This is a genomic window from Citrobacter sp. 50677481, assembly GCF_001463265.1.
Taxonomy (GTDB): Bacteria; Pseudomonadota; Gammaproteobacteria; order Enterobacterales; family Enterobacteriaceae; genus Citrobacter_A; species Citrobacter_A sedlakii.
Window position 1 is genome coordinate 113821 of record NZ_LNHZ01000039.1, and the last position, 12693, is coordinate 126513.

The window sequence follows — 12693 nt, forward strand, 5'->3', positions numbered from 1 at the left end:
TCACGATCTGAACCGAAAAAACACAACTTCATGATTTTTATAATTTTTAAAAATAACCCTGCCCGTTGATCTGCTAAAACTTGATCGCTATATTTGAAATAAGATTTCGCATAGTGAAATTTAGAGATAAAAAAGTGATCAACTCTGACCAGGGAAACAGGAATGAAAGTAACGTTTAAGCAGTTAAAAGAGGCATTCAATCGAGTGTTGCTGACGCGGGGCATCGCCGCAGAAACCGCCGATGACTGCGCAGAAATGTTTGCCCGCACCACCGAATCTGGCGTCTATTCTCACGGCGTGAACCGCTTTCCTCGCTTCATCCAGCAACTGGACAACGGCGACATCATCCCTGAGGCTAAACCGCAGAGGGTGACCAGCCTCGGCGCCATCGAACAATGGGATGCCCAGCGCTCCATCGGCAACCTGACGGCGAAAAAGATGATGGACCGGGCCATCGAACTGGCTTCCGATCACGGTATCGGCCTGGTGGCGTTACGTAATGCCAACCACTGGATGCGCGGCGGCAGCTATGGCTGGCAGGCGGCGGAAAAAGGCTACATCGGTATCTGCTGGACCAACTCCATCGCAGTTATGCCGCCGTGGGGCGCTAAGGAGTGCCGTATCGGCACCAATCCGCTGATCGTCGCCATACCGTCGACGCCAATCACCATGGTGGATATGTCGATGTCGATGTTCTCGTACGGCATGCTGGAAGTTAACCGCCTTGCCGGTCGCGAGCTGCCGGTGGACGGCGGATTCGACGATGAGGGTCAGCTGACCAAAGAACCGGGCGTAATCGAAAAAAATCGCCGCATTTTGCCAATGGGCTACTGGAAAGGCTCCGGCATGTCGATCGTGCTGGATATGATTGCCACCCTGCTTTCCAACGGCGCTTCCGTTGCCGAAGTGACTCAGGAAAACAGCGATGAATATGGCGTTTCGCAGATCTTCATCGCCATAGAAGTGGATAAGCTGATCGATGGCGCAACCCGCGACGCCAAACTGCAGCGGATTATGGATTTCATCACCACCGCCGAACGCGCCGATGAAAATGTGGCGGTCCGTCTGCCCGGCCATGAATTTACCCGACTGCTGGCTGAAAACCGCCGCAACGGTATTACCGTCGATGACAGTGTATGGGCCAAAATTCAGGCGCTGTAAGGAGCTTACCCATGATTTTTGGCCATATTGCTCAACCGAATCCGTGTCGTCTGCCTGCGGCCATTGAACAGGCGCTTGATTTCCTGCGCACAACAGATTTTCACGCGCTGCAACCCGGCGTCGTGGAAATCGACGGCAAGAACATCTTCGCGCAGGTTATTGACTTAACCACCCGAGATGCCGCTGACAATCGTCCGGAGGTTCACCGTCGCTATCTGGATATCCAGTTTCTGGCATGGGGTGAAGAAAAAATCGGTATCGCCATTGATACCGGCAATAATCAAATCAGCGAATCTTTATTAGACCAGCGCGATATTATTTTCTATCACGATAGTGAACATGAATCGTTCTTTGAAATGACACCAGGCAACTATGCGATATTTTTCCCGCAAGATGTTCATCGTCCTGGATGTAATAAAACTGTAGCCACCCCGATCCGCAAAATAGTCGTTAAGGTCGCTATTTCAGTTTTATAAAAGGAGCACAAAATGAGTTCTAATAATACCGGTTACATTATCGGTGCGTATCCCTGCGCACCCTCATTTCACCAAAAGAGTGAAGAGGAAGAGACGGATTTCTGGCGGCAGCTCTCTGACACCCCGGATATTCGTGGGCTGGAGCAACCCTGCCTTGAACATCTTCATCCGCTCGGCGACGAGTGGTTATTGCGTCATACCCCGGGACACTGGCAGATTGTCGTTACCGCCATCATGGAAACCATGCGCCGTCGTGGTGAAAACGGCGGCTTTGGGCTGGCATCCAGCGACGAAGGGCAGCGCAAAGCCTGCGTGGAGTACTATCGCCACCTGCAGCAGAAGATCGCTAAAATCAATGGTAATACCGCCGGAAAGGTCATTGCCCTTGAGCTTCACGCCGCTCCGCTGGCGGGCAGTGCCAACGTGGCTCAGGCTACCGACGCCTTTGCCCGTTCATTAAAAGAGATTACCCGCTGGGACTGGTCATGCGAGCTGGTGCTGGAGCACTGCGACGCGATGACCGGCACCGCGCCGCGCAAAGGATTTTTGCCGCTAGAAAACGTGCTGGAAGCCATTGCCGACTACGACATCAGCATCTGTATCAACTGGGCGCGCTCGGCCATTGAAGGGCGGAATACCGCTCTACCGCTCATCCATACGCGGCAGGTAAAACGGGCAGGAAAGCTCGGCGCGCTGATGTTTTCTGGCACAACGCTAAACGGAGAATACGGCGAATGGCAGGATTTACACGCACCGTTCGCGCCTTTCTGCCCGCAGAGCCTGATGACCACCGAACACGCTCGCGAATTATTTGCCTGCGCAGGAACCGCCTCCCTGCAATTTTCAGGCATTAAATTACTGGAAATCACTGCCAGCGCAAACGTTGACCATCGCATCGCAATATTACGCGACGGCATTTCCGCGCTAAAGCAAGCACAATAATAATAACCACCTTCATCGCCAGAATATTTTTTAATATTACGAGACTATAAAGATGAATATAACCTCTAACTCTACACCAAAAGATATACCGCGCCAGCGCTGGTTAAGAATTATTCCACCTATATTGATCACCTGCATTATTTCTTATATGGATCGGGTCAATATTGCCTTTGCGATGCCCGGAGGTATGGATGCCGACTTAGGTATTTCCGCTACCATGGCGGGGCTGGCGGGTGGAATTTTCTTTATCGGTTATCTATTTTTACAGGTTCCCGGCGGGAAAATTGCCGTTCACGGCAGCGGTAAGAAATTTATCGGCTGGTCGCTGGTCGCCTGGGCGGTTATCTCCGTGCTGACGGGGTTAATTACCAATCAGTATCAGCTGCTGGCCCTGCGCTTCTTACTGGGCGTGGCGGAAGGCGGCATGCTGCCGGTCGTTCTCACGATGATCAGTAACTGGTTCCCCGACGCTGAACGCGGTCGCGCCAACGCGATTGTCATTATGTTCGTGCCGATTGCCGGGATTATCACCGCCCCGCTCTCAGGCTGGATTATCACGGTTCTCGACTGGCGCTGGCTGTTTATTATCGAAGGTTTGCTCTCGCTGGTTGTTTTGGCTCTGTGGGCATACACCATCTATGACCGTCCGCAGGAAGCGCGATGGATCTCTAAAGCAGAGCAGAACTATCTGGTCGAGACGCTGGCCGCAGAGCAAAGGGCCATTGCCGGCACCGAGGTGAAAAACGCCTCTCTGAGCGCTGTGCTCTCAGACAAAACCATGTGGCAGCTTATCGCCCTGAACTTCTTCTACCAGACCGGTATTTACGGCTACACCCTGTGGCTGCCCACCATTCTGAAAGAATTAACCCACAGCAGCATGGGGCAGGTCGGGATGCTCGCCATTCTACCGTACGTCGGCGCTATTGCCGGGATGTTCCTGTTCTCTTCTCTTTCAGACCGAACCGGTAAACGCAAGCTGTTCGTCAGCCTACCACTGATTGGCTTCGCCCTGTGCATGTTCCTGTCGGTAGCGCTGAAAAACCAAATTTGGCTCTCCTATGCCGCGCTGGTCGGCTGCGGATTCTTCCTGCAATCGGCGGCTGGCGTGTTCTGGACCATCCCGGCACGTCTGTTCAGCGCGGAAATGGCGGGCGGCGCGCGCGGGGTTATCAACGCGCTTGGCAACCTCGGCGGATTTTGTGGCCCTTATGCGGTCGGGGTGCTGATCACGCTGTACAGCAAAGACGCCGGCGTTTATTGCCTGGCGATCTCCCTGGCGCTGGCCGCGCTGATGGCGCTGCTGCTGCCGGCGAAATGCGATGCCGGTGCTACGCCGGTAAAGACGATAAACCCGCATAAACGCACTGCGTAAAATCGAGCCCGGCGGCGCTGCGCCTGCCGGGCCTGCGAAATATGCCGGGTTCTCCCGGCAAGAATGAGATGCGAAAGATGAGCAAGAAACAGGCCTTCTGGCTGGGTATTGATTGTGGCGGCACCTATCTGAAAGCCGGTTTATATGACACCGAAGGCCATGAACATGGCATTGTGCGGCAAGCACTACAGACGATATCGCCCCTGCCGGGCTATGCCGAACGCGACATGCGTCAGCTCTGGCAATACTGCGCGGCGACCATTGCCGGGCTATTACAGCGGGCAGGTGTATCCGGCGAACAGATTAAAGGCGTGGGCATCTCTGCTCAGGGTAAGGGTCTTTTTCTCCTTGATAAGCAGGATCGGCCGCTGGGTAACGCCATCCTCTCCTCCGATCGCCGGGCGCTGAATATCGTTCAGCGCTGGCAGCGGGAGCGCATTCCCGAACGGCTCTATCCCGTTACCCGCCAGACGTTATGGACCGGGCATCCGGCTTCTCTGCTGCGCTGGATAAAAGAGAATGATCCCCAGCGCTACGCGCAAATTGGCTGCGTAATGATGGGGCATGACTATCTACGCTGGTGCTTAACCGGCGTGAAAGGCTGCGAGGAGAGCAACATCTCCGAGTCCAACCTCTACAACATGTCCACGGGCCAGTACGACCCGTTTCTGACCCAATGGCTGGGGATTGGCGAAGTGGATAGCGCGCTGCCCCCCGTTGTAGGGTCAGCCGAAATTTGCGGGGAGATCACCGCTCAGGCAGCCGCTTTAACCGGTCTGGCGGCGGGTACTCCCGTCGTTGGCGGCCTGTTTGACGTGGTCTCCACCGCCCTTTGCACCGGGATTGAGGATGAGTCGACCCTCAATGCGGTGATGGGGACCTGGGCCGTCACCAGCGGTATCGCTCACGGTCTGCGCGAGCATGAGGCTCACCCTTACGTCTATGGCCGCTACGTCAATGACGGCCAGTACATCGTTCACGAAGCCAGCCCGACCTCATCCGGCAACCTCGAATGGTTTACCGCCCAGTGGGGCGATCTCTCGTTTGATGAGATCAATCAGGCCGTAGCCAGTTTGCCGAAAGCCGGGAGCGAGCTGTTTTTTCTGCCGTTTCTCTACGGCAGCAACGCCGGACTGGAGATGACCTGCGGCTTTTACGGCATGCAGGCCCTGCATACCCGCGCGCACCTGCTGCAGGCGGTTTATGAAGGCGTGGTATTCAGCCATATGACCCATCTCAACCGTATGCGCGAACGCTTTACAAGCGTTCAGGCCCTACGCGTCACCGGCGGCCCGGCGCACTCCGACGTCTGGATGCAAATGCTGGCGGACGTCAGCGGCTTACGCGTTGAACTGCCGCAGGTGGAAGAGACCGGCTGCTTTGGCGCTGCCCTCGCGGCGCGCGTCGGCACCGGCGTATACCGCAGCTTTAGCGAAGCCCGGCGCGCCCGGCAGCACCAGGTACGCACGCTGCTGCCCGATATGACCGCCCACGCATGTTATCAGCGCAAATACCGCCACTACCAGGATTTGATTGAAGCACTACAGGGCTATCACGCCCGTATTAAGGAGCACGCATTATGAGCCGACCATTACTGCAACTGGCGCTCGACCACACCAGCCTTCAGGCTGCGCAGCGCGATGTCGCCCTGCTACAGGATCACGTTGATATCGTGGAGGCGGGGACCATCCTCTGTTTGACCGAGGGGCTTAATGCAGTTACAGCCTTGCGCGCCCAGTGTCCGCAGAAGATCATCGTCGCCGACTGGAAAGTCGCTGACGCCGGTGAAACCCTGGCGCAGCAGGCCTTTGGCGCTGGCGCCAACTGGATGACCATCATCTGCGCCGCGCCGCTCGCCACGGTCGAGAAAGGCCAGGCCGTGGCGCAGGCCTGCGGCGGTGAAATTCAGATGGAGCTGTTCGGCAACTGGACGCTGGATGACGCCCGCGCCTGGTACCGTACCGGCGTCCATCAGGTGATTTACCATCGCGGACGCGATGCCCAGGCCAGCGGGCAGCAGTGGGGGGAGGCGGATCTGGCGCGCATGAAAGCACTCTCCGACATTGGCCTTGAGCTCTCGATCACCGGCGGGATTACCCCGGCCGATCTGCCGCTGTTCAAAGATATCAACGTCAAAGCGTTTATTGCCGGGCGCGCGCTGGCAGGAGCTGCCCATCCGGCACGGGTTGCCGCCGAATTCCACGCGCAAATCGACGCTATCTGGGGAGAACAGCATGCGTAACCACCCGTTAGGTATTTATGAAAAAGCCCTGGCGAAGAATCTCAGCTGGCCTGAGCGGCTGGTTCTGGCCAAAAGCTGCGGTTTTGATTTTGTCGAAATGTCGGTGGACGAGACCGACGAACGCCTTTCGCGCCTGGAGTGGACATCGGCCCAGCGGGCATCGCTGGTGAGCGCGATGCTGGAAACCGGCGTCGATATTCCCTCAATGTGCCTGTCCGCCCATCGCCGTTTCCCCTTTGGCAGCCGCGACGAGGCGGTACGCGAGCGGGCGCGGGAGATTATGACCAAAGCCATCCGCCTGGCGCGCGATCTGGGGATTCGTACTATTCAGCTGGCGGGTTACGACGTCTATTACGAAAAGCACGATGAAGGCACCCGACAGCGTTTTGCCGAAGGGCTGGCTTGGGCGGTAGAGCAGGCCGCCGCCGCGCAGGTGATGCTGGCGGTGGAGATCATGGACACCGCCTTTATGAACTCCATCAGCAAATGGAAAAAGTGGGACGAAAGGCTTTCGTCACCGTGGTTTACCGTCTATCCGGACATTGGCAACCTCAGCGCCTGGGGGAACGACGTCACCGCCGAGCTGAAACTGGGTATTGATCGTATCGTCGCCATCCACCTGAAAGATACGCTATCTGTCACCGACGATAGCCCGGGCCAGTTCCGCGACGTGCCGTTCGGCGAAGGATGCGTTGATTTTGTCGGCATCTTTAAGACGCTGCATGAGCTGAACTACCGCGGTTCGTTTCTGATTGAGATGTGGACGGAGAAGGCCAGCGAACCGGTACTGGAGATTATACAGGCCCGGCGCTGGATTGAATCACGGATGCAGGAAGGAGGTTTCACATGTTAGAGCAACTGAAAGCTGAGGTACTGGCGGCAAACCTAGCCCTCCCCGCGCACGGGCTTGTCACCTTTACCTGGGGCAACGTCAGCGCGGTCGATGAAATGCGCCGTCTGATGGTCATCAAGCCCTCCGGCGTCGACTATGACGTGATGGACGCCGACGATATGGTGATGGTTGAAATCGCCAGCGGCAAGGTCGTGGGAGGCAGTAAAAAACCCTCCTCTGATACGCCAACGCATCTGGCGCTTTATCGTCGCTATCCGCAGATCGGCGGGATCGTGCATACCCACTCCCGCCACGCGACGATCTGGTCGCAGGCCGGGCTCGATCTCCCCGCCTTGGGAACCACCCACGCCGACTACTTCTATGGCGCGATCCCCTGTACCCGACGGATGACCGTTGAGGAGATTAACGGCGAGTATGAGTATCAGACCGGCGAGGTGATTATCAAAACCTTTGAACAGCGCGGCTTGGATCCGGCGCAAATCCCGGCAGTATTAGTGCATTCGCACGGTCCGTTTGCCTGGGGTAAAGGCGCCGCCGACGCCGTACATAACGCCGTGGTGCTGGAGGAGTGCGCCTATATGGGGCTCTTCTCGCGCCAGCTGGCCCCACTGCTGCCGGATATGCAGTCTGAACTGCTCGATAAACACTATCTGCGTAAACACGGCGCGAATGCTTATTATGGGCAAAACTAATACCCACCGGGCTCTCTGGATAAATCTTCAGCCCTAATTAACTGTTAATCTGTAAACCGGGTCAGGCGTTAACCGCCTCCCGGCAAAATAAGAGTACACTCCATTCATACAGTGTCTGCTATTTTAATGTAAGTGTACCGATCCAGTTTTACAGGAGAGAGCTTAAAGAAGGCGTCAGCGTCTACTGCAAACTGCCCTGACAGTATGAAGCCTGGCAGTTATGTTCACAGCTAGCGTCGGTGCCGGATACAACATCTGCCATATGCAGGCCTGACACTCTGGCTGATTTTTTCCATTCGATACTGGTGCGCCGTAACCCATTCTGTTCACGTAAAGTCTTTGTTGAATCTTTGCCCCCTTTGCCGGAGTGTGGCAACAGGCTATGCTGTCACTGCAAAAATTACAGTATCAACTTAGGGATTGCTGGTGTAGAAAGATAGAAATGGTGCTTGTAGGGCTTTTCTTTTGGTTTTGCGGTGTTCACTTTAATATCGGTTAATGCCATGACATTCTCCGGCTTTTGATGAATCCATGTTCTTGGGGGATTTCCGCCAGTAACTAACCTTATACCCCCAACGCACCCCTTGTATAACAAAGATGTTGTTAAAAGCCGTTGTTATGTATCACATTTTTTCCATTATGGGGGTGCTGATATTTCAAGAGAAAATAATACCCCCTAAAGTCCCCCCAAAAGCAACTTGATACGGGGTGAAGTCGGTTGACCTCTGTATACTAAGTAATCCTGATATATAAGGGATTAGAAGGATGGATCACAGGAGTCGCAAATGAGTATTAACTTGTTGATTTTCAATTTTTAATTTGTGTTGGATAAATGAGTAACCCCCATAAGTACCCCCAAATGATTTTGCAGGAGGGGAAAGAGGCTAAAATATTCAATTGAATCAATCAATAGAGCCTGATTTTGAAGGTAACATTTCCGAATAGTGTCTGGCAATGATGTCATTTAGTTTATCAACCAGTTCTGGTCGCTTAATAGTGATATGCGCCGTTCCCTTCTGAAAATACTTAATCGTAAAATAATTATCTTCATAAGCAACGGACTTTATTTTTTGTATGCTGATGTGATCGCCGAGACGACGGGTAACGTCAGCGCGGTTGTCGGGAATGGGTTTTCCATCAAGAAGCATCAGCATGCGCTCAAGATCTGCTAATCTGTCGCGTTGCCAGCCCCAGTTAAGCCCGTATCCCCATCGGTCATATTTGACCAGTCCTGTCACAATGATTTTTACGCCAAATTTACAGGGCGAATTGGTTTTGAAATCCCGGCTCAGTCCTTTGAAAACATTGATCACACCACGCTCGAAAACTTCGCTTTTTTGTGGTGTAGTTGCTCAAACGTGCTCATTATGTTGGCTTCAGAGATCGCCGGGATATCGTCTTTCTCCAGACTGTTGTGCCATTCATCACGGACCTGCGCGTCCATAAGCGAAAGCATACCGGAGCGTTGCATCAGGTCACGCCAGATGCTGCGATCTATATTGCGGGTGAACGCTACCATGGCTTTGTCGGTGGATTCAGTAAACCAGCAGTCATAACGATGCCCGGTGCGCATTCCCCATTCACTGGCCTCACCGCCGCCAATACCGCAGGTCAGTGTGGAGAGTCATCAAGCTGGTGGATCAATGATTCAATCCGCGCCAGCGCGGTATTCCGTCCGGTGACGATGCGTTCAATGCTGGTGGAGCATATCACGTCGGTGTGATCGGTTAACACGTCAGGCTCGGTGTGAGTCAGTGCGACCATTATTTTGTTTCCTTTATATAAGAACAAACGCCAGCCCGGTTAAGGCTGGCGCTTGTGTATATGTGTAATGTACAGAAGGCAGAGCTATTTTGACCGGGCTCGTTGCAGCAACTGCAGATGGCGGAGATCGCGAACGTCATTCAGTGCCTGTTCCATGTGTGGAAGCAGCATGGCAGAGTCCGTATTGTTCCCGGCGTTATCGAAGATGATGTTTGTACCACAGTCAGTATTATCCCGTAACCCGTCGATCAGGATTTGCAGGGCGTCTTCGGTGGTTAATGTCATGATGTTGTTTGTCCTGTTGACCGTTGCGCCGATTCAGGACATTGGACACGGTACTGACGGAAACCCCGGCATGCTGCGCGATATCACGGATGTTCACCCTCTCTCCTTATTGGTGAATGATGATTGGCAACGAGACGACATTCAACTCGTCTTGTTTATGAAAAATGAGTCACTAAAACGGATTAGTGTGATGTTACAGGTCAGGCTGTCAATAGCGTATCGGCGGGTAAAAAGGGGTGGTCGCAACCGGCAGCATCCGCAAAAAATATTGCCAGCGGCGTTGATAAGGTCTGTGACTTATTTAAATAATGAAAAATTACTGCATGAAAATATATTTTCTTTAACTATTCCGTTTTTTCAGCTACGCAGAAAGAGGTAGGTGAGGCGCAATTAGTACGGAACAAGAGTATTCTTAGTGTGAACAATCTGAATTTATTTTTGGTAATTATCCTGGATTTTTTCTGCGGAAATAGAAGAATGACGTTAATAATGTGAATATTATGTGATTTGTGGCGATTCAGATGAAAATCATATTAGTCCCTTTTTTTAGGATTTTTCTCTGTCTGTAGTAGGTTGATTTTTAGTGGTAAGTGCCATGATTTTTTGTTTTTGTGGTTTTTTATGTCGAATGCAACGTGGTGTTATTATTTTGTGAAGACATGACGTTTTTATCAATAATCTCATCCCTGAGAGGCAATTTTCGATTGTTGTGTCAATGTTTATTTCTGCTTATGATGACTGTTATCTCAGTAGCATGAGAATGTTTTCTTTGCGGTATTATTTTGTATTTATAAAAACAGCGCCAGATTCGCGCGTCGTGTTGTTAGTATTAGCTATTAACAAGGATTGTCATATATGAATATCTCTTTTAAACCGAATAAGGTAGCCCTGTTTGTTAGCGCTATTCTTTCCTCTGCCGTTTATTCCGCTGCCGCAGCTCCCGTCAGTACCGTTATTGATGCATCTACGGCCAGCGATAAGCGTACCGTAATCCTTCCAGACGGCAATGACGTCTCATTTGTCGATGTGCGCGTTGCGGATGGTAGGGTAATCCTGGCAGATAATAGCGTTATCACCAGTGCCGGTAATTACCCGGACGATTCGCTGACTTTTAATCCTGGTTATATTGTAAAAGCAACGGCCGGTACGGTGGATTTAGGTAATAATGCCACGCTTAATTATACATTTGATTATCAGACCAACGGTAATAAGCGAGGAACAGCCATTTATATCTATGGTACCGGAGTCCTGAAAGCCGAGAACCTGACCATTAATGCAGAAAATACCCGGGTGAATGATTACGATCTGGTCAACGCAATATTGCTTAATGGCAGTTCACAGGCTGATTTAAAAGGTACCACCAACATCGTCCTGGGTAATATCGAGACGGCTCAGGACAGCATTTTAACTGCGGAGAATGTCAATATTAATTATCACGATGCCAATCCCCTTTCAACGCGCGGCCACCATGCGGCGCTGGATCTGGCGGGTAAAACATCGACCTTTACTGGCGATGTGCATATCGCCATGTCTGAGGCAAGTACGGGGTCGCTTGAAGGTATTAATATTGGCGGTAATAGCGCTCGGTTCGACGGAAAAACGGTGATGGACCTGGCGAGCGCCAAAGGGAGCGTTAGCGGGCTTAAGCTGACAGATTCTTACTATCGTATTAACGTCATCACGGGGGCCAAAACGCCGGTGGTTCTGAGCAATGCCGTTACGTTTGAGGATTTGACTATCGCAGGCGTCAGCCACGGCAGCGCGTCGGACAACGGCAGGGTCGTGGGTCTTCACAGCGCCAGCGTGGAGGGTGACACCCAGTTGTCCATTAAAAAGCTTACTGTCGACGTCGCCGGGAGTAAGGCGGTTTACGGTGTCCGCCTGAGTGACAATGGGACACTGGGGTCGACAGAATACCGTATTGATGATGCCAGCATCCACCTGCATGGGGGAGATGAGGCGGCCTTAACCGGTTATCTCAGCGAACGCGATTCCGGCGCGCTGAATTATGACACGGTGATTCATCATCTTAATGTTCAGTCTGAAGGCGGTAAGGATGTGTATTTACTGCACCAGTCAGGGACAAACGATCGCTTTACGGGCGATATTACGCTCGGTAGTCAGCGTGCTTATGATTCCGCCGCAGGAACGCTGTATGCGATTTATGGCTACGGGAGTCATGCTGACAGTTCCACCAATATTGTGGATAACAATACGCTGAAGGCGTGGGGGAAAATACGCGCCGCCGGCAGCCATAGCATTAATATCGTTACGGGCGATAGCTCCTATATGTATGGCGACACGGAGATCCAGGATACGGCAAGCATTAACCTTGCCTTAAACGGCAGTAACAGTCGCTGGGATATGGTTGCCGACTCTACCCTGACCACGCTGACCCTGAATAGCGCCACGCTGAACTTTATGCCCGCCAGCGCCACAACCCGTACGCAGGCCCGTAATGCGGCGACATTTAAAACCCTGACGGTCAGCGGCGATTATATTGGCAATAATGGCAACATCATCATGAACACCCAACTGGGTGACGATACATCGCTGACCGACCGGCTGATCGTTAATGGCAACACCAGCGGTAACACGTATGTGACCGTACTGAACGCAGGTGGCGCAGGCGGCCTGACCACCAACGGTATCGAACTGATCAGCGTGGCGGGAAATTCCGACGGCGTGTTCACTCAGAAAGGACGTATCGTCGCAGGGGCGTATGATTACACGCTGCAACGCGGCGCGGGCCAGAACGACAAGAACTGGTATCTGACCAGCGCATTATCCCCTGATCCACAACCAGAACCGCTTGATCCTGTTGATCCTGTTGTGCCGATTGATCCGACCGACCCGCAGACGCCATCACCGACCCCGCGCGAAAATGCGGTGCGTCCGGAAGCTGG

11 protein-coding genes and 2 pseudogenes are annotated in these 12693 nt (G+C 53.0%); 10 read left to right on the plus strand and 3 right to left on the minus strand.

Going from position 1 to position 12693, the window contains the following annotated elements; genetic code table 11:
- Positions 1 to 162 precede the first annotated feature (162 nt).
- From yiaK to APU02_RS26910, 9 genes and pseudogenes are all read left to right on the plus strand, one after another.
- A complete protein-coding gene (gene yiaK, locus APU02_RS10260; protein WP_060570001.1) occupies positions 163 to 1161 on the plus strand; it encodes a 3-dehydro-L-gulonate 2-dehydrogenase in 999 nt (332 codons plus the stop codon).
- An 11-nt stretch (positions 1162 to 1172) separates the two neighbouring features.
- Entirely contained in the window at positions 1173 to 1637 is a 465-nt protein-coding gene (locus APU02_RS10265) for a YhcH/YjgK/YiaL family protein (RefSeq protein WP_060570002.1), read from the plus strand.
- 12 nt (positions 1638 to 1649) lie between these two features.
- Entirely contained in the window at positions 1650 to 2579 is a 930-nt protein-coding gene (locus tag APU02_RS10270; protein WP_060570003.1) for a DUF4862 family protein, read from the plus strand.
- Positions 2580 to 2631: 52 nt separating this feature from the next.
- Complete coding sequence (locus tag APU02_RS10275) at positions 2632 to 3951, plus strand: MFS transporter (RefSeq protein ID WP_060570004.1); 1320 nt, start codon at positions 2632 to 2634, stop codon at positions 3949 to 3951.
- 77 nt (positions 3952 to 4028) lie between these two features.
- On the plus strand, positions 4029 to 5534 hold the full coding sequence (locus APU02_RS10280; RefSeq protein ID WP_060570005.1) for an FGGY-family carbohydrate kinase: 1506 nt from the start codon (positions 4029 to 4031) through the stop codon (positions 5532 to 5534).
- Positions 5531 to 6193 (plus strand): 3-keto-L-gulonate-6-phosphate decarboxylase UlaD, encoded by a 663-nt coding sequence (gene ulaD, locus APU02_RS10285; RefSeq protein ID WP_060570006.1) that lies wholly within the window; start codon positions 5531 to 5533, stop codon positions 6191 to 6193. Before APU02_RS10280 ends, ulaD begins: the two co-directional genes overlap by 4 nt.
- Positions 6186 to 7046 (plus strand): L-ribulose-5-phosphate 3-epimerase, encoded by an 861-nt coding sequence (locus APU02_RS10290; protein WP_060570007.1) that lies wholly within the window; start codon positions 6186 to 6188, stop codon positions 7044 to 7046. Before ulaD ends, APU02_RS10290 begins: the two co-directional genes overlap by 8 nt.
- Entirely contained in the window at positions 7040 to 7738 is a 699-nt protein-coding gene (araD, locus tag APU02_RS10295; protein WP_060570008.1) for an L-ribulose-5-phosphate 4-epimerase, read from the plus strand. The genes APU02_RS10290 and araD overlap by 7 nt, the downstream gene beginning before the upstream one ends.
- Positions 7739 to 7960: 222 nt before the next feature.
- A pseudogene (locus APU02_RS26910) lies at positions 7961 to 8153 on the plus strand (ISL3 family transposase); the annotation flags it as partial.
- Positions 8154 to 8640: 487 nt separating this feature from the next.
- On the opposite strand, the pseudogene APU02_RS10300 reads toward APU02_RS26910, so the two are convergent.
- From APU02_RS10300 to APU02_RS27115, 3 genes and pseudogenes are all read right to left on the minus strand, one after another.
- Positions 8641 to 9502: pseudogene (locus APU02_RS10300) on the minus strand (DUF4942 domain-containing protein).
- 84 nt (positions 9503 to 9586) lie between these two features.
- Positions 9587 to 9790 carry a DUF957 domain-containing protein gene (locus tag APU02_RS10305; protein ID WP_060570009.1) on the minus strand — a complete coding sequence of 68 codons (204 nt, stop codon included), beginning with the start codon at positions 9788 to 9790 and terminating at the stop codon, positions 9587 to 9589.
- The gene (locus APU02_RS27115) at positions 9732 to 9884 is read right to left on the minus strand and encodes a LacI family DNA-binding transcriptional regulator (RefSeq protein ID WP_082636813.1); all 153 of its coding nucleotides are present in this window, start codon (positions 9882 to 9884) and stop codon (positions 9732 to 9734) included. Before APU02_RS27115 ends, APU02_RS10305 begins: the two co-directional genes overlap by 59 nt.
- Positions 9885 to 10642: 758 nt before the next feature.
- Here APU02_RS27115 and APU02_RS10315 point away from each other — a divergent pair.
- Positions 10643 to 12693 (plus strand): autotransporter outer membrane beta-barrel domain-containing protein (locus tag APU02_RS10315; RefSeq protein WP_072197103.1); only part of this gene is annotated, 2051 nt, incomplete at its 3' end.

Coding starts and splice junctions, on each gene's coding strand:
- yiaK (WP_060570001.1), top strand. CDS start 163: ATGAAAGTAACGTTTAAGCAGTTAAAAGAGGCATTCAATCGAGTGTTG.
- APU02_RS10265 (WP_060570002.1), top strand. CDS start 1,173: ATGATTTTTGGCCATATTGCTCAACCGAATCCGTGTCGTCTGCCTGCG.
- APU02_RS10270 (WP_060570003.1), top strand. CDS start 1,650: ATGAGTTCTAATAATACCGGTTACATTATCGGTGCGTATCCCTGCGCA.
- APU02_RS10275 (WP_060570004.1), top strand. CDS start 2,632: ATGAATATAACCTCTAACTCTACACCAAAAGATATACCGCGCCAGCGC.
- APU02_RS10280 (WP_060570005.1), top strand. CDS start 4,029: ATGAGCAAGAAACAGGCCTTCTGGCTGGGTATTGATTGTGGCGGCACC.
- ulaD (WP_060570006.1), top strand. CDS start 5,531: ATGAGCCGACCATTACTGCAACTGGCGCTCGACCACACCAGCCTTCAG.
- APU02_RS10290 (WP_060570007.1), top strand. CDS start 6,186: ATGCGTAACCACCCGTTAGGTATTTATGAAAAAGCCCTGGCGAAGAAT.
- araD (WP_060570008.1), top strand. CDS start 7,040: ATGTTAGAGCAACTGAAAGCTGAGGTACTGGCGGCAAACCTAGCCCTC.